Origin of the sequence: Limnohabitans sp. (assembly GCF_038134685.1) — a bacterium.
Lineage (GTDB): Bacteria > Pseudomonadota > Gammaproteobacteria > Burkholderiales > Burkholderiaceae_C > Limnohabitans_A.
Genome location: NZ_JAYPVP010000012.1, coordinates 33,880 through 50,484, shown reverse-complemented (window position 1 = coordinate 50,484; position 16,605 = coordinate 33,880). Strand labels below are relative to the sequence as shown.

The 16,605-nt window shown below is 61.3% G+C and carries 18 protein-coding genes; 11 read left to right on the top strand and 7 right to left on the bottom strand.

What is annotated here, in order from left to right; translation table 11 throughout:
* Position 1 precedes the first annotated feature (1 nt).
* From AAFM15_RS07005 to AAFM15_RS06995, 3 genes are read left to right on the top strand one after another with little or no spacing between them, the layout of a single operon-like run.
* Positions 2-1,156 (top strand): COX15/CtaA family protein, encoded by a 1,155-nt coding sequence (locus AAFM15_RS07005; RefSeq protein WP_341685991.1) that lies wholly within the window; start codon positions 2-4, stop codon positions 1,154-1,156.
* A complete protein-coding gene (cyoE, locus tag AAFM15_RS07000; protein WP_341685990.1) occupies positions 1,153-2,049 on the top strand; it encodes a heme o synthase in 897 nt (298 codons plus the stop codon). Before AAFM15_RS07005 ends, cyoE begins: the two co-directional genes overlap by 4 nt.
* Positions 2,050-2,058: 9 nt before the next feature.
* Entirely contained in the window at positions 2,059-2,667 is a 609-nt protein-coding gene (locus AAFM15_RS06995; protein ID WP_341685989.1) for an SCO family protein, read from the top strand.
* A gap of 58 nt (positions 2,668-2,725) precedes the next feature.
* Here the strand turns inward: AAFM15_RS06995 and rpoH are convergent, their stop codons facing one another.
* The 4 genes from rpoH to AAFM15_RS06975 form a co-directional block, all read right to left on the bottom strand.
* On the bottom strand, positions 2,726-3,658 hold the full coding sequence (gene rpoH / locus AAFM15_RS06990; protein ID WP_341685988.1) for an RNA polymerase sigma factor RpoH: 933 nt from the start codon (positions 3,656-3,658) through the stop codon (positions 2,726-2,728).
* A 106-nt stretch (positions 3,659-3,764) separates the two neighbouring features.
* A complete protein-coding gene (gene selD, locus AAFM15_RS06985) occupies positions 3,765-4,826 on the bottom strand; it encodes a selenide, water dikinase SelD (RefSeq protein WP_341685987.1) in 1,062 nt (353 codons plus the stop codon).
* Positions 4,823-5,827 (bottom strand): signal recognition particle-docking protein FtsY, encoded by a 1,005-nt coding sequence (ftsY, locus tag AAFM15_RS06980; RefSeq protein WP_341685986.1) that lies wholly within the window; start codon positions 5,825-5,827, stop codon positions 4,823-4,825. The genes selD and ftsY overlap by 4 nt, the downstream gene beginning before the upstream one ends.
* Before the next feature lie 71 nt (positions 5,828-5,898).
* A complete protein-coding gene (locus AAFM15_RS06975) occupies positions 5,899-6,429 on the bottom strand; it encodes a hemerythrin domain-containing protein (RefSeq protein WP_341685985.1) in 531 nt (176 codons plus the stop codon).
* Between the two features lie 137 nt (positions 6,430-6,566).
* On the opposite strand from AAFM15_RS06975, the gene rsmD reads away from it, so the two are divergent.
* Together rsmD and coaD are read left to right on the top strand one after the other, a co-directional pair.
* Entirely contained in the window at positions 6,567-7,196 is a 630-nt protein-coding gene (rsmD, locus tag AAFM15_RS06970; RefSeq protein ID WP_341685984.1) for a 16S rRNA (guanine(966)-N(2))-methyltransferase RsmD, read from the top strand.
* A gap of 27 nt (positions 7,197-7,223) precedes the next feature.
* Positions 7,224-7,709 carry a pantetheine-phosphate adenylyltransferase gene (coaD, locus tag AAFM15_RS06965; protein ID WP_341685983.1) on the top strand — a complete coding sequence of 162 codons (486 nt, stop codon included), beginning with the start codon at positions 7,224-7,226 and terminating at the stop codon, positions 7,707-7,709.
* A gap of 23 nt (positions 7,710-7,732) precedes the next feature.
* Here the strand turns inward: coaD and recJ are convergent, their stop codons facing one another.
* On the bottom strand, positions 7,733-9,445 hold the full coding sequence (gene recJ / locus AAFM15_RS06960) for a single-stranded-DNA-specific exonuclease RecJ (RefSeq protein WP_341685982.1): 1,713 nt from the start codon (positions 9,443-9,445) through the stop codon (positions 7,733-7,735).
* A complete protein-coding gene (locus AAFM15_RS06955; RefSeq protein ID WP_341685981.1) occupies positions 9,442-10,362 on the bottom strand; it encodes a hypothetical protein in 921 nt (306 codons plus the stop codon). Before AAFM15_RS06955 ends, recJ begins: the two co-directional genes overlap by 4 nt.
* An 88-nt stretch (positions 10,363-10,450) precedes the next feature.
* On the opposite strand from AAFM15_RS06955, the gene AAFM15_RS06950 reads away from it, so the two are divergent.
* From AAFM15_RS06950 to AAFM15_RS06930, 5 genes are read left to right on the top strand one after another with little or no spacing between them, the layout of a single operon-like run.
* Positions 10,451-11,707 carry a lipoprotein-releasing ABC transporter permease subunit gene (locus AAFM15_RS06950; protein WP_341685980.1) on the top strand — a complete coding sequence of 419 codons (1,257 nt, stop codon included), beginning with the start codon at positions 10,451-10,453 and terminating at the stop codon, positions 11,705-11,707.
* Complete coding sequence (gene lolD, locus AAFM15_RS06945; RefSeq protein WP_341685979.1) at positions 11,700-12,374, top strand: lipoprotein-releasing ABC transporter ATP-binding protein LolD; 675 nt, start codon at positions 11,700-11,702, stop codon at positions 12,372-12,374. Before AAFM15_RS06950 ends, lolD begins: the two co-directional genes overlap by 8 nt.
* A gap of 29 nt (positions 12,375-12,403) precedes the next feature.
* On the top strand, positions 12,404-13,270 hold the full coding sequence (locus AAFM15_RS06940) for a TatD family hydrolase (RefSeq protein WP_341685978.1): 867 nt from the start codon (positions 12,404-12,406) through the stop codon (positions 13,268-13,270).
* Positions 13,271-13,282: 12 nt separating this feature from the next.
* Positions 13,283-14,041, top strand: coding sequence for a spermidine synthase (locus AAFM15_RS06935; protein ID WP_341685977.1), 759 nt, complete (start codon positions 13,283-13,285; stop codon positions 14,039-14,041).
* A 10-nt stretch (positions 14,042-14,051) separates the two neighbouring features.
* Positions 14,052-14,852 (top strand): SDR family oxidoreductase, encoded by an 801-nt coding sequence (locus AAFM15_RS06930; protein WP_341685976.1) that lies wholly within the window; start codon positions 14,052-14,054, stop codon positions 14,850-14,852.
* A gap of 18 nt (positions 14,853-14,870) precedes the next feature.
* On the opposite strand, the gene AAFM15_RS06925 is transcribed toward AAFM15_RS06930, so the two are convergent.
* Positions 14,871-16,301 carry a PLP-dependent aminotransferase family protein gene (locus tag AAFM15_RS06925; RefSeq protein WP_341685975.1) on the bottom strand — a complete coding sequence of 477 codons (1,431 nt, stop codon included), beginning with the start codon at positions 16,299-16,301 and terminating at the stop codon, positions 14,871-14,873.
* Between AAFM15_RS06925 and AAFM15_RS11710 the strand changes: the two genes are divergently transcribed.
* Positions 16,300-16,605, top strand: a 306-nt coding sequence (locus tag AAFM15_RS11710) for a LysE family translocator (protein WP_371833092.1), incomplete at its 3' end; no start/stop codon positions are given. The genes AAFM15_RS06925 and AAFM15_RS11710 overlap by 2 nt on opposite strands.

The following is a 16,605-nucleotide window of genomic DNA, read 5'->3' as shown; positions in this document are numbered from 1 at the left end:
CATGCAAGTGCCGCTGTACAACCTGGAACCCCTGCTGGAAGTGATGGGCCTGGGCCTGTTGCTAGCCGGGCTGCCCTTGGTGCTGTTTTGGCGGCGCCAGCGGCATGCATCGTCGCCACAGCGCTTGAAGGCGCTCACGCTGCTGATTCTGACCCTGACCTTTGAGTTGGTCCTGGTAGGCGCATTTACCCGCCTGACCGACTCCGGTCTTGGCTGCCCTGACTGGCCTGGCTGTTATGGCCAGGCCAGCCCCTTGGGGGCACATTCCGAAATTTCTGCCGCTCAGCAGGCCATGCCCACCGGCCCTGTGACCCACAGCAAGGCCTGGATCGAAATGATTCACCGCTATCTGGCGACCAGTGTCGGTGTTTTGATCATTGTGCTCACCGTCTGGACGTGGCGCGTGTGGCGACGTGAGCGCCAGCTGGCGGTGCATCCCGTCTGGCCAACGATCACCCTTGTATGGGTGTGTCTGCAAGGCGCGTTTGGTGCCCTCACGGTCACCATGAAACTCTTCCCGGCGATCGTGACCCTGCACCTGTTGTTGGCACTCGGCCTTCTGGTGCTGTTGATGGCACAAGCCATTCGCTACAGCGGCTGGCGCGAAATTGCCATGAGTGGTGGTTTGCGCTTGGGCTTGAAAGTTGTGGTCGCCTTGCTGCTGGTGCAAATTGCATTGGGTGGTTGGGTCAGCACCAACTACGCGGTGATGGCTTGCCAGGACTTTCCGCTTTGCCAAGGCAGCTGGTGGCCCCAGATGGACTGGCGGGGCTTTGCGCTCTGGCGGGAACTGGGCCATACCGCTGGTGGTGAGCTGCTGGCGTTTTCTGCGCTGGTGAGCATCCATGTGGTTCACCGCACCATGGCCTGGCTGGTTCTCGCGGCCTTGTTGCTGCTGGGATGGCAATTGCTGCGCGTGCAGCCTTTGAACAAGGCGGCGCGCCTGTTGCTCGGCCTGACGTTGTTGCAACTGCTCACCGGCATGTCCAACGTGGTGCTGGATTGGCCCTTGTTGGCAGCACTGTTGCACACCGGTGGCGCCTCGGCGCTTTTACTCACGCTGGTCTGGATGTGGGCACGCACCCGCCCACAGGCTGCTTCTTCATCTCCTGCTGCGGGCACCACGCCTGCGGCTTCTGCAAAGTCCGTCGAATGACCTCCGCAACTGCATTTCCCATGGGCAGCCTCTGGCAACAGTACTACGCCCTGACCAAGCCTCGCGTGGTCCAGCTCATTGTCTTTTGTGCCCTGATCGGGATGGTACTGGCTGTGCCAGGTCTGCCCGATGGCTCCCAGCTGATGCTGGGGTTCTGGGGTTGTGTGGGGATCTGGCTGGTGGCCGGGGCCGCTGCGGCTTTTAACTGCCTGGTCGAAAAAAGCATTGACGCCAAAATGAAGCGAACCGCTTGGCGTCCCACGGCGCGTGGTGTGCTCAGCGACCGCCAGGCGCTGGTGTTTTCTGCGGTGCTGTGCATCTTCGGCTCGGCCATTTTGTATGTGCTGGTCAACCCCATCACCATGTGGCTGACCTTTGCCACCTTCGTGGGCTACGCCATCATCTACACCGTCATCCTCAAACCTTTGACGCCACAGAACATTGTCATTGGCGGTGCCAGTGGCGCCATGCCGCCCGTATTGGGCTGGTCCACCATGACGGGCGACGTCGGCCCCGAAGCGCTGATCTTGTTCCTCATCATTTTCCTTTGGACGCCGCCGCACTTCTGGGCCTTGGCGCTGTACCGTGTGGAGGACTACCGCAAGTCCGGTCTGCCCATGCTGCCTGTGACGCACGGCAATGAGTTCACCCGCCTGCAGATTCTGCTGTACACCGTGGTCTTGCTCGCTGCCTGCTTGATGCCCTTTGTCTATGGCATGAGCTCTTGGCTGTACCTGTTTTTTGCGGTGGTGCTCAGCTTGGGCTTCATGGGTTATGGCTGGGCCCTGTGGCGCAACTATTCGGACGCGCTGGCACGCAAGACCTTCCGTTTTTCCCTGATTCACCTGAGTGTGCTGTTTGCGGCCCTGCTGGTGGACCACTATTTGTTTTGAGAGCGCACCATGAATAAACGACTCTGGCTCAAGACTCTGGCAGGCACGGCGACCTTGGCTCTGACGGGCGGCCTGCTGACAGCTTGCAGCAGTGATAAACCTGCGTTTCGCGGTGTGGACATTACCGGTGCCGACTATGCCAAGGATTTTGCATTGACCGATGCGCATGGCAAGGTTCGCACGATCAAGGACTTTGCGGGCAAGGTGGTGATTGTGTTTTTTGGCTACACCCAGTGCCCGGATGTATGCCCTACGTCCTTGCAGGAGCTGGCTGAAACCAAGCGTTTGCTGGGCGCCGATGGAGACAAGCTGCAAGGCGTGTTCGTGACGGTGGACCCCGAGCGTGACACGGCCGAACTGCTGGCCGCTTACATGACCAACTTCGACCCCAGCTTTGTAGCGCTACGCCCCACACCCGAGCAACTGCCCGAGGTGACCAAAGCCTTCAAGATTTACTACAAGATGGTTCCAGGGCAAACGCCCACCAGCTACACCATGGACCACTCTGCCGGCAGTTATATGTATGACGCCAGCGGACATGTGCGTTTGTACAACCGCTATGCCAGCGGTGCCTCAGCCTTGGCGGACGATGTGCGTCTGTTGCTGCAAGGCAAATAAAGCAACACAAAAAACAAGCCCGCTCACACAGCGGGCTTGGTCCATTGCTTGAGTGGGCTCAGGCGTATTCGGCCAGCGCCTTTTTCATCTTCTTCATCGCAGCCACTTCGATCTGGCGAATGCGCTCGGCACTGACGCCGTACTCGTCTGCCAGTTCGTGCAGGGTCATGCCACCCGAGCCATCGTCGTTGACGCTGAGCCAGCGCTCTTGCACGATGCGACGGCTGCGTTCGTCCAGGCTTTCCAGGGCCGCGACCAAGCCCTCGCTGGCCAGGCTGTCACGTTGACGCGCCTCAAGCATGGCAGTGGGTTCGTCGCTGGCGCGGGACAAATAGGCAATCGGGCCAAAAGCCTGCTCACCATCGTCGCTGGGCGCCGGGTCCAGCAGCACATCGCCACCGGATATGCGGGTTTCCATTTCCAGCACTTCCTCGCGCTTCACATTGAGCTGGCTGGCCACGCTGTCCACCTCGGCAGAGGACAGCGTGTCGCGGTGGGTTCCGTCTTCCAGATCGGCCTTGAAGCCCTGCTTCATCGAACGCAGGTTGAAGAACAGTTTGCGCTGGGCCTTGGTCGTAGCGACCTTGACCATGCGCCAGTTCTTGAGGATGTACTCGTGAATCTCGGCCTTGATCCAGTGCAGCGCATAGCTCACCAAGCGCACGCCCTGGTCGGGGTCGAAACGCTTGACGGCCTTCATCAGGCCAACGTTGCCTTCCTGGATGAGGTCGCTGTGGGGCAAGCCATAGCCCAAGTACTGGCGCGACACAGACACCACCAGACGCAGGTGCGAGAGCACCAGCTTGCGGGCGGCTTCAAGGTCGTCGTTGTTTTTGAGTTGGCGGGCAGCCTCCTGCTCTTCCTCAAGGGTGAGCATCGGCATGCGGTTGACGGCCGTGATGTAGGCGTCAAGGTGACCCAAAGAGGGCACCACAGCCCAAGGGCTGCGCAGAGTCATCGCGGTGGACAGGGAACCAGATTGATGTGTCATTCCAGAACTCCTTTCAATGCCTCTATTTTAGCACTCATCAATGAAGAGTGCTAATTTCGGAAACCCTTGTCGTGACAAGGGGTTACGGCTGACCGGGCGGGCCTATTCAGCTTGCGACGTGGAGCTGCGCCGGGCCTGAAACGATGTTGCCAATCACGCTGGCCCGGTCAAAACCGTGGGCCACAAAGGTGGACAGCACCTGCTCCACGCTGTCCGGGCTGCAAGCCACCAGCAGGCCGCCGCTGGTTTGCGGGTCGCTGAGCAAGGCCTGGTCCTGCGGCATGAAGCCAGGTGGCAGCTGCACGTCCTGGCCGTAGCCCGCCCAGTTGCGGCCAGAGGCGCCGGTGACCATGCCTTGGGCCGCCAGTTCGCGCACGCCACTGAGCAGGGGCACTTTGTTCCAGTCGATGCGCACAGTGCAGCTGCTGCCGCGTGCCATTTCCAGCGCGTGGCCGGCCAGGCCAAAGCCGGTTACATCGGTGATGGCGTGCACGCCGTCGATGCGGGCCAGATCCGGGCCGGGGGTGTTCAGGCGGGTGGTCGTGGCAATCATTTGCCCGTAGCCCTCGGGCGGCAGGGTGTTCTTTTTGAGCGCGGCAGACTGGATGCCCACGCCCAGCGGCTTGCCCAGTACCAGCACATCGCCCGCACGGGCGTCAGCATTGCGTTTGACGCGGCTGGGATGCACCAGACCGATGGCCACCAGGCCATAAATCGGTTCGACCGAGTCGATGGTGTGGCCGCCAGCGATGGGAATGCCTGCCGCTTTGCACACGCTGGCGCCGCCCTCAAGAATGCGACCAATGGTCTCGTGCGAGAGCACATTGATGGGCATGCCCACCAGGGCCAGCGCCATGATGGGCGTGCCACCCATGGCGTACACGTCGCTGATGGCGTTGGTGGCGGCAATGCGGCCAAAGTCGAACGCGTCGTCAACGATGGGCATGAAAAAGTCGGTGGTGGCGATCAACGCCTGCTCGTCGTTGAGCTTGTAGACGGCGGCGTCGTCCGCAGTTTCAATGCCGACCAGCAGCTCGGGCGGGACAGGCAGACCCGAGGTACCACGCAGGATGTTGGCCAGCACGCCCGGTGCGATCTTGCAGCCGCAGCCGCCGCCGTGGGAGAGGGAGGTCAGGCGTGGCTCGGTTGTTGGGGTGGTGTTGGTCATGACAAAAGTGCCTGCGCAAATTCGCGTGCGTCAAAGGTTTCCAGGTCTTCGAGTTTTTCGCCGACGCCGATGAAGTACACCGGGATCGGTTTTTCGCGGGCAATCGCGCACAGCACGCCGCCCTTGGCGGTGCCATCGAGCTTGGTGACGATCAAGCCCGTCAGTTGCAACGCCTCGTCAAAGGCTTTCACCTGAGCGAGCGCGTTCTGCCCGGTGTTGCCATCAATGACTAGCAGCACTTCGTGTGGTGCTGTTTCGTCGGCTTTTTGCACCACGCGCTTGATCTTTTTCAGCTCTTCCATCAGGTGCAGCTGGGTGGGCAGGCGGCCTGCAGTGTCGACCAGCACCACGCCCTTGCCACGGGCACGGCCTGCGGTGACGGCGTCAAAACTCACGGCAGCCGGGTCGCCGCCTTGCTGGCTGACGATTTCGACGGTGTTGCGGTCAGCCCAGACGGCCAGCTGTTCCTTGGCGGCGGCACGGAAGGTGTCGGCTGCAGCCAGCAACACGCTTTCGCCGCTGTCGGCCAGGTGCTTGGTCAATTTGCCAATCGAGGTGGTTTTGCCTGCGCCGTTGACCCCGGCCACCATGATGACGGTGGGCTGTTGAGCGCCGATTTCCAGAGGCTTTTGCAGCGGTGCCAGCATGTCGGCAATGGCGTCCATCAGCAAGCCTTTGACCTGGGCCGGATCAGTGGCCTTGGCGTCCTTGACGCGGCGCTTGAGATCGGCCAGCAAGTGTTCGGTGGCCTTGACGCCGGTGTCCGCCATCAGGAGGGCGGTTTCCAGTTCCTCGTAGAGGTTGTCGTCGATCTGGGTGCCAGTGAAGACGGTGGTGATGGACGAACCGGTTTTGCGCAGACCGCTTTTCAGGCGCTGCAGCCAGCTGCTGCGCGGCGCTTCGGCTGTGGGCACAGCAGCCTCAGCGGGCGCTGGCGCAACGGTATCCACAGCGGCTGGCGCGACAGAAGGGGGGGATTTTTTCTTGAAGAAACTGAACATGGTGGGTGATCCGCAGATCAGGCATTTTATGAAATGCCCGTGAGGGCCGCGGGATCACCCCGGCATGGTGCTCAGATGTGCATCACAAAGCGGGGCACATGACGCATGTGCAGCGACATGCCAAGTGCGGCCATGCGGTGGTCGCTGCGGCCCAAAATGGTTTCGGCCAGTGGCAGGAATTGCTGTTCTTCCAATTGCGCATGGGCTTGGTAGCGGGCCACCAGGTCTTGCAACAAGGCGGTGTCCAGCTCGGTGTCCTGGCCTTTGGCCACTTTGCGCAAGGCGGGCTCGAGTTGTTTCCAGGTTTTTTCCAGACCACGGTGTTCGTGGGTGAGCTGGCTGATCAGTTCCTCTACGCGCAGGCGTTCAGGGCCTGCCTGGGCGCTGGCGCGGACAGCCGGGAACAGCTCTTCCTCTTCCTCGCTGTGGTGGGTGTACATGCCGCTGTCAAAAAACGCCAATGACTGCTGGGCAATGTGGCGTGCCAGCTGGGCAGGCGCCAACAGGGCGGGCAGCTGACCCATGCGTTCGAGTTGGGTCAGTATCCCCACATGGCATTGTTCAAAGTGGGGGATGGGGGCGTCGTCTTGTGGGGTGCTCATGGTTTGTCCGTTCTTATCGAAAAGCGATGCCTCCAATCTAGCGGTGACGGCGGCAGACGCCAAGCTGGATTTGGGCAAAGTTTGACGCAAGTCATGTTTGTGGCCAGCCTTGCGCTGCAGCCCGTACACTTGCGGCCATGGTTCGATCCCGATCATCATCCGCTGCACAAGCCCGCCCCACTGCCAAAGCGCCACGCACGGGCGGCGGCACCCATGAGGTGCGCATTGTGGGCGGCGTGTGGCGCCGCACACGTTTGCGCGTGCTCGACAAACCTGGTCTGCGTCCGACGCCCGATCGCGTGCGCGAGACGCTGTTCAACTGGCTGGGTCAGGATTTGACGGGCTGGGTTTGTCTGGATGCGTTTGCAGGCACCGGCGCGCTGGGGCTGGAAGCGGCTTCGCGCGGTGCGCAGCAAGTGGTGCTCATCGAGCAGGACGCCCAACTGGTGCAACAACTGCACGCCCATGTGGAGCAACTCAAGGCCACACAGGTCAAGGTGCAGCGCACCGATGCGTTGACGGCTTTGGCCAGCTGGCCAGCCCAAAGCGCGGATTTGGTGTTTCTGGACCCGCCGTTTTCCGGGGGCGAGGTGATGTTCAAACACGCCTTGCAACAAGCTGTGCGCTGCGTGCCGATAGGCGGCTGGCTGTACCTGGAGGCGCCAGAGGCCTGGACGGACGAAGGCCTGCGAACCCTGGGCCTGTCGGTGCACAAGCACCTGAAGGCGGGCGCGGTGCATGCGCACCTGCTGCAGCGCATTGCATAATCGTTTCATCCCGCAGGAGAACACCGCATGGCCCGCTCTGTGACCGCCGTTTACTCAGGAACCTTTGACCCCCTCACCTTGGGTCACGAAGATGTGGTGCGCCGTGCCGCGCTGATGTTTGATCAGGTGGTGGTTGCTGTGGCCGCTGCACACCACAAAAATACCCTGTTCACCTTGGACCAGCGCCTGGAACAGGCGCGTGCCGCCTTGGTAGATTGCCCCAATGTGCGGGTGCTGCCGTTTGAAGGGCTGATTGTGGACTTTGTGCGCGAACAGGGTGGGCAAGTCATTGTGCGCGGCCTGCGTTCCTTGACCGATTACGACTATGAAACCCAGATGGCGGGCATGAACCGCCACCTGGCCCCGCAGGTGGACACGGTGTTTTTGCACACCAGCGCCAGTGTGCAGCACATCAGCAGCACCTTGGTGCGCGAGATCTCAAAGCTCGGTGGCGATGTGTCGGCTCTGGTGTCGGCGCCGGTGGCGCAGGCGCTCAAGGCGCGATTGGCCTGAGGCACCTGCAGGGCCTGCATTGCTTAAAGGTCTTGCGCAGCCTCGATCACAAATCGCACACGTTGCTGGCCTTGCCATTCGTCGGTGTCGAGCCGGTAGGCCAAGTGGGCTTGTGCAGGCAGGGGTTCGTTGCGTCCAAACCAGATGCCATCGACCAGCTGTCCCTGATGGCGCAGCTTGATCGACAAATGCTTTTCGCCCACCAGGCGCTGTGAGATCACTTCCAGCTTTTCGCTGAACACCGGCGCGGCAAAGCCCTGGCCCCAGACTTGAGCTTGCAGCAGTTGCGCCACATCGGCTCGCCGGAACTCGGCGGGCAAGGGGCCATCGGTGTCCAGACGGCGCTGCAGGGTAGCGGCATCCAGTCCCTCTTGCGCGATCTGTGCCAGGTGGTGCTCGAAGAGCTCAAAGTGTTCTTCGGCGATGGTGCAGCCCGCAGCCATCGCGTGCCCACCAAAACGCAGCAGCACTCCCGGCGCACGCTTGGCCAGCAAATCCAGTGCGTCGCGCAAATGAAACCCTGGAATCGAACGACCCGAACCCTTGATTTCGTGCTCCTTGCCCGGTGCGGTGCTGGGGGCGAAGACAAACACGGGGCGATGGAATTGTTCTTTCAGGCGAGAGGCCACAATGCCCACCACGCCTTCGTGGAACTCCGGGTCAAACACACACACGGCGGGCGGCGCAGGCGCATCGTCTTCAAACAAGGACTGCGCAATTTCCAGCGCCATGTCGCGCATATCGCCTTCGATCACACGGCGCTCGCGGTTGATCTGGTCCAGCTGGGTGGCCAGCTGGGTGGCCAAGGCGGCATCGTCGGTTTGCAGGCACTCAATGCCCAGGCGCATGTCCGACAAGCGGCCAGCTGCGTTGATGCGCGGGCCCAGCGCAAAGCCCAAATCGAAGGTGCTGGCTTGTTGCACTTTGCGGGCTGCAGCCTGAAACAAGGCACTCATGCCCGGTGGCATGTGTCCCGCACGAATGCGCTTGAGGCCTTGTGCCACCAAGCGGCGGTTGTTAGCATCCAGGCGCACCACGTCGGCCACCGTGCCCAAAGCCACCAGGGGCAGCAGGCTGTCCAGGCGGGGTTGGGTGCGGGCATCAAAAACGCCACGCTCACGCAGCAAGGTGCGCAGGGCCAACAGCACATAAAACATCACGCCTACCCCGGCCATGGATTTGCTGGGAAAGCTGCAGCCGGGCTGGTTGGGGTTGACGGTCACATCCGCCGTGGGCAGTTGCTCGCCGGGCAAATGATGGTCAGTCACCAGCACCTGCATGCCCAGCTGGTGGGCTGCGTCCACACCTTCGACGCTGGCAATGCCGTTGTCCACGGTGATCAGCACATCAGCGCCGCTTTGCTTGACGCGTTCTGCAATGGTCGGCGTCAGGCCGTAGCCATCGACCACGCGGTCGGGCACCAGGTAGTCCACATGTTGTGCGCCCAGCATGCGCAGCCCCCGCAGGCCGACGGCGCAGGCGGTGGCGCCATCGCAGTCGTAGTCGGCCACGATGCACAGGCGTTTGCCATCCTGCATGGCTTGGGCCAGCAGTTCGGCGGCTTCGCGTGTTCCCTTGAGTTGGTCGGGCGGGATCAGCAAAGCCAGGTCGTCTTGCAGGTCCTGGGCGTTGTCGATGCCGCGTGCGGCCAGCAGGCGAGCCAGCAAGGGGTGGGTGCCCGCTTGCTCCAGCGCCCACACGGCACGGGGGGGAATGTCTCGGTCAATCAGCTTCATGCGGTCAACAAGTCTTTCAACGCCTGGGCAGGCGTGGGTACAGCGGAGCGGCGCAGGCGCTGCCACCAGGGTCGGGGCTGGGCGCGTTGCCAGGTCTGGCAGCGGGTTTCGCTGCACAGGCTCAGCTGGCCGTTGCCGCCGCTTTCCAGGTGAGTCACAAATGCCCCTATAGCGCTCTGGTCCAGGGCTTGCCATGCTTGCGTCCAGGTTTTCGGATGAACGTCCAGGGCGGCCAGGTGTAACGTATCCTCAAACCGGGTCTGTGCTTGTCCTGGGGCCGCTTGAGGTAAGCCTGTGCCATGGAACCACAGGGCATTGACGGGCGGCATTCCCCGCGCCGCGCGCTCGTCGTTGACGGGGTGGTGGTAGAGCAGCATTTGCGCTTCGCTTTGCAGGCGACGAAGGGGGGCGGGCAAGCTCTCGGGCGTGAGCCAGGGTTTGACGTGGCTGCCCGCCATGCGCTCCAGGCTTGCGCTGTGGACGCCTTGCAGCATGTCGCCCTGGGCGTGCCACAGCAGTGGCGTGTGTTGCTGCACCTGCAGTCCGTCTTCGCTCAGCAGTGGCTGAAGGCTGTCGATGATGGACTGGGCCTGTGCTGCAGTCAGAGCGAGCTGTTCGGCCGGGTGCATCATCACCTGGTCCATGCCGATTTGCCAGTGGCAGGGACTGATCCAGGCTTGATGGGTCTGCGCTGTGCTGGCCGTGGCGAAAGCCGCCCAAGGCCAGGGGCCTTCTTCGGCCCAACCCAAGGCGCGGGCGTAGGCCGCCTCATGGGCCAGCCAGGGGCTGTGTTCTTCGCAATCGGTGGTGGTTTGCGCCTGCAACAGGTGCAAAGCTTTTTGCAGCTGGGGCAAATGCAGGTGTGCCAGTGCATCGGGGTGGCGGTGCGTGGCAGCGTAGGCGACGATCAAATGCATGGACTCGGGCGCGAGAGGTGAATCACCCTCTATTGTCAGGGATGCCACAATTACCGCTTCACAGATTCAGAACAACAACAGGGTCTCTATGGTTTGGCCATATGAATGGGTGCTGGGCTGGCGCTATACGCGCGCCGGCCGGGCCTCGCGAAAGAACGGATTCATCTCCTTCATCTCGGGGGTGTCCATGCTGGGCATCGCCCTGGGGGTGGCTGCGCTCATCATCGTGCTGTCGGTGATGGACGGCTTCCAGAAAGAGGTGCGCGACCGCATGCTGGGCGTGGTCTCGCACATCGAGATTTACGCTGCAGACGGCAATGCCTTGCCCGATGTGGCCGGACTGATGGCGCAGGTGCGGCAGCAGCCCGAGGTGGTGGGTGCAGCGCCCTTTATTGCCACGCAGGCTTTGCTGGCGCGTGGCGAGGATATGAAGGGCGTGATGCTGCGAGGCATCGACCCGGCACTGGAGCCCGAAGTGTCGGATGTGCAGGCGGGTCAACAATCGGCTGCGTTGGCACAGTTGCAGCCGGCTGGTTTTGGCCTGGTGTTGGGCGCAGACCTGGCCATGAACCTGGGCGTGCGAGCGAGTGACACGGTGACCCTGGTGTCGCCCTCCGGGCAAATGACGCCTGCGGGTGTGGTGCCGCGCATGAAACAGATGCAGGTGCTTGGGCAGTTCTTCTCTGGTCACTACGAATACGACTCAGCGCTGGCGTTGATGCATTGGCAAGACGCTGCCCGCATCTTCCGACTGGAAGGTCCCACGGGCGTGCGTGTGAAATTGCGCGACCTGCACCAGGCCCGCGAGGTGGCCGCCGAACTGCAAGCACGCTTGGGCACTAACTACCTTGTACGCGACTGGACGCAACAAAACCGCACCTGGTTTGCCGCCGTGCAGGTCGAAAAACGCATGATGTTCATCATCCTGACCCTGATCGTGGCCGTAGCCGCTTTCAACCTGGTCAGCACCTTGGTGATGACGGTGACCGACAAGCGCGCCGACATTGCCATCTTGCGCACGCTGGGTGCCAGCCCGCGCAGCATCATGGGGGTGTTTGTGGTGCAGGGCGCCACGGTAGGCGTGATCGGAACGCTCAGCGGTTTTGCGCTGGGCTTGCTGGTGGCCTTCAATATCGATGTGATCGTGCCGGCGCTGGAGCATCTGTTCAACGCGCAGTTCTTGCCACGTGATGTGTACCTGATCAGCCGTATGCCCAGCGAACCGCAGGCCTCGGACATCGTGCCCATTGTGGTCATTTCGCTGGTCTTGGCCTTTGTGGCCACGCTCTACCCCAGCTGGCGTGCCAGCCGAGTCAACCCGGCGGAGGCGTTGCGCTATGAGTGATGTGATTTTGAGTGCACGCGGTCTCAGCCGTCGCTTTACCGAAGGCTCGCTGGATGTGACGGTGCTGCAAGGCGTGGACCTGCAGGTCCACGCGGGGGAAACGCTGGCCATTGTGGGCGCATCCGGTTCGGGTAAGAGCACTTTGCTGCATTTGCTCGGTGCACTCGACGCGCCCAGCGCAGGCCAAGTGCTGCTCAAAGGGCAGGACATGTCTGCCCTGTCTGCGGCTGAGCAAGGGCGCTGGCGCAACCAGTACCTGGGCTTTGTGTACCAGTTTCATCACCTGCTGCCCGAGTTCACGGCCTTGGACAATGTGGCCATGCCTTTGTGGATTCGTCGCATGGACCGCACGCAAGCACGTGCGCAGGCGGCGCAGTGGCTGGAGCGCGTGGGCTTGGGCGCGCGTGGTGAGCACCGTCCGGCCGAACTCTCCGGGGGTGAACGTCAACGTGTGGCCCTTGCTCGAGCCCTGATCACGCAGCCCGCCTGTGTGCTGGCCGATGAGCCCACCGGCAACCTGGACCGGGGCACTGCAGATGCCGTGTTCGATCTCATGCTCCAACTGGCCCGCGAGCAAGGCACAGCCTTTGTGCTGGTGACGCACGACCAGGCCTTGGCCGCACGCTGCGACCGACAACTGCACCTGGTGCGCGGGCAACTGGCCTGAGGCCCCGGGCCTTGGGCATGTGTTTGAACATGTTCTGGATCGACACCCACTGCCATCTGGACGCGCCGGAGTTTGCCCCCGACCGTGCGCAGGTGCGCCAGTCCGCGCGCGATGCGGGTGTGGGTTTGTGTGTCCTGCCTGCTGTGCAGCGCAGCGATTGGGCGGGCGTACAGGCCCTGGCCGCCGAGCATGGCGATGCGTATGCCTTGGGCATTCATCCCCTGTATGTGCCGCAAGCGGAAAGCGATGACCTGGATGCGCTGGACGAGGCGCTGTCCAAGGCACACCATGATCCGCGCCTGGTCGCCGTAGGCGAAATCGGCCTGGATTATTTCGTGCCTGAGCTGTGCACGTCCGAGATGCGTGAGCGGCAATGGCAGTTTTATCTGGCCCAGCTGCGGCTGGCACAAAAATATGGACTGCCCGTTATCTTGCATGTGCGCCGCTCGGCGGACATGCTGCTCAAAGGGCTGCGACAAGTGAAGGTGGCAGGTGGCATTGCCCACGCGTTCAATGGCAGCGCGCAGCAAGCCCAAGCTTTTATGGCGATGGGCTTTGCCTTGGGTTTTGGTGGGGCCATGACCTACGAGCGCGCCACCGCACTTCGCGAGCTGGCCCGCACCGTGCCAGAGCACGTACTGGTTCTGGAGACCGATGCGCCCGACATCCCGCCGCATTGGCTCTACCAAACCGCTCAGGCGCGGGCTGCTGGCCTCCGACAGGGGCGCAACACACCCGCCGAGTTGCCGCGTATTGCACAGGTGCTGGCGCAGGTGCGAGGCATCGATGTGCAAGCCTTGCAAGCTTTGAGCACCAGCAATGCCATGCGGGTTTTGCTGGGGCTGTCACGTTGCGCACAGGCCAACAGCACGGCTTCGCAGACAATGTCGCACTGACGCAAAAAATTCATGAGTACCAAGAAAAAAACAAGCCTGCCCGAGGTGCATTTCTCCGAAGACGGAGACATCCGTTACCTGCACCTCTCCAGCCCCTGGATTCAGGGCTCCATGTGGATCAAAAAGCCCTACGACATCGAGCTCGAGTATGTGCAGCGCATGATGGCATGGTTGCTGTTCATGCCGCCCGAGGAGGTTGCTGGAGCCCATGCCATGCAGCTGGGTCTGGGGGCAGGCACCATCACCAAGTTTTGCTACAAGAAACTCAAGATGACCTGCACCGCCATCGAGATCAATCCTGGGGTGTTGCACGCCTGCCGGGGCTGGTTTCGTTTGCCTGAAGAAGACGAACGCTTGCGCGTGGTCATTGCCGATGCTGCGAAAGAAATTCGTTCGCCGGAATGGACCGGGGTGGTCGATGCCTTGCAGGTGGATATTTACGACCACGAGGCTGCCAGCCCGGTGCTGGACACGCTGGACTTTTACAAAGACTGCCATGCCTTGCTCAGCCCCAATGCCTGCATGACCGTGAATTTGTTTGGCCGTGCTTCCAGTTACGACGAGAGCCTGCAAAAAATCATGGCTGCGTTTGGCGAAGATGCGGTCTGGGCCTTCAAGCCCACGCGCGAAGGCAACACCATCGTGCTGGCGCAGCGCACCCCCAGCCGCCCCAAACGCGAGCAGCTGATGGAAGCGGCCGAACGCATCGAGGCCAAATATGGCCTGCCCGCCACCAAGTGGTTGCGGGTATTCAAACCCGTCAGGAAATAAGGAGACAAGCATGGACTTGGGCATTGCAGGCAAATGGGCGCTGGTCGGTGGCGCCAGCAAAGGGCTGGGCTGGGGTTGCGCCAGCGCGTTGGCCAACGAAGGCGTGAATGTGGTCATGGTGGCCCGTGGTGCTGAAGCCTTGGAGGCCAGTGTTGAACGTTTGCGCAGCCAGACCGCAGGCCGGGTGCAGGTGCTGGGCGTGGCGTGTGACATCACCACCGCCGAAGGCCGCGAAGCCATTTGGAGCGTGCAAGGCGGGCCAGGCAAAGACTTTGACATTGTGGTCACCAACGCAGGTGGTCCACCCACTGGTGACTTTCGTGACTTTGACCGCGAAGCCTGGATCAAAGCCGTGGACGCCAACATGCTCACACCCATTGAGTTGATCAAGGCCACCGTGGACGGCATGGCCGCACGCGGGTTCGGACGCATCATCAACATCACCTCCAGCGCGGTCAAAGCACCGATTGATATTCTGGGTTTGTCCAACGGTGCCCGCAGCGGCCTGACGGGTTTTGTGGCCGGCTTGGCCCGCAGCGGTGTGGCTGCCAAAGGCGTGACCATCAACAACCTGCTGCCCGGCAAGTTTGACACCGACCGCCTGGCCGCCACGCTGCAAGGCGCAGCGCAAAAAACTGGCAAGAGCCTGGACGAAGTGCGCAGCGCCCAAACCGCGCAAATCCCGGCCAAGCGCTTTGGCAACCCTGAAGAGTTTGGGGCTATCTGCGCATTCTTGTGTAGCCAGCAGGCGGGCTACATCAACGGACAAAACATCCTGCCCGATGGGGGCTTGTATCCGGGGACGTTCTAAACACCCCGCAGGCTGTATTCACAACGTTCTGGCCAGTTGGCCGATCCGCGTCAGTGCCTTCTTTTCTGCTGGACCCCATGTGCCCGCAAAGCTCAGGCGCAGGCAGTGCTTGAAGCGCTCGCTGGCCGTGAACAGGCTGCCGGGGACAAAGACGATGCTTTCTTGCTGGCAGCGCTGAAACAACTGTTGTGTGTCGATGTTGCCCGGTAACTCCACCCACAAGGTGAAGCCCGTGGGCGGGGAACTGACTCGAGTCCCGGTTGGGAAGGCTTGTGCAATGAGTGTGCGAGCTTCTTTCAAACGGATTTGCATGAACTCACTGAACTTGCGCATACGAGCTTCGTAGCCCGTTTGGGTGATCAGGTCGGCCAACGCGTGTTCAAGAACCTGGTTGGTTGGAACACCCTCTATGCGTTTAATGCGGCGTACCGCCTCTTTCCAACGCCCGGCTTCAGTCCACCCTAGTCGAATGCCGGGTGCCAGTGTCTTGGAAAACGAACCGCAAATCATGACGATGCCTTGCAGGTCATAAGACTTGATGGCTCTACGGCGTTCGTCCGCAGCCATCAGGTCATTGAAAACCACATCCTCGATCAATGGAACGCCTTGCGTCGACAGCATCTCGACCATGCGCTGCTTGTTCGCATTGGGCATGATCGCACCTAATGGATTTGACAGAGTGGGCACCGACAAGACAGCTTTGATCGGTTGAGTGTCCAGGGTCAGGCGCAGTGCCTCCAGTGACATGCCGTCCTGAGGATGCGTGGGAATCTCTAGGGCGCGCAAATTCAGCGATTCCAGCAGGTCCAGAAAACCAAAATGCGTGGGTGACTCCAGGGCCACCACATCCCCCGGCGAGGTCACGGCCCGTAAACACAGGCTCACAGCATGGATGCAACTGGACGTGATGGTGATGTCTTGGGGGTGCAGCTGGCAGCCCAGGTGTAAAGCCCTCTGTGTTGCCGCTTTGCGCAGATCGTCAGTGCCCGGTTGGTCGCTGTACTCCACCAGGCTCAGTCGGTGCTTGCGAACGGCCTGGTTCATGGCTGTTCGGATGCGTGTTTCATCAAAAAAGTCGGGGTCTTTCGGACAAGCTCCTGCAAAGCTGATCACGGGGTCTGGGGATGTCGTGTTGAGCCTGTCTACGCGGCTGCTGTGCTGGACCACCAGGCTGTGCCGGGGAGGATTGCTGACGCTGGGCAATGCAGGTGTTTGCGGATGCTGGGTCACAAAGTAACCACTGCGTGGCTTGGCACTGACCAAATGCCGCTCTTCAAGCCATTGCATAGCCTCGATGGCTGTAGCCATGGAGATCTGATGAGTCTGTGCAATTTCGCGCAAAGAGGGCAGTTTTTGTCCTGGCTGAAAGACGCGGGTGTCAATCAGTTTTGCCAGGTGCTGCGCCACTTGAGCATACAAAGGTTGGCGTGATGTAGCAGACGTTTGCATGGATGCATTGTGCTGCATAAAAACTGCTTTGGATCAAGCGAAACCAGTACAGATGGATCGTCTTCGGTCGGTACAGAAGGGGACAGAACGATGGTGTGATGGCGCTTCTCATGCGGTTCTGTGTCTATGTTTTGCAGACAGACATGGGCACACTGTGGACATGAACATAGACACATCTCTTTGGTTATCGATGGCTGGATTTGCGATTGCAACCTCCATCACGCCGGGGCCCAACAACACCATGCTCCTGGCATCCGGTGTGAATTTTGGCTTTCGAGCCACCTTGCCGCATGCTTTGGGAATC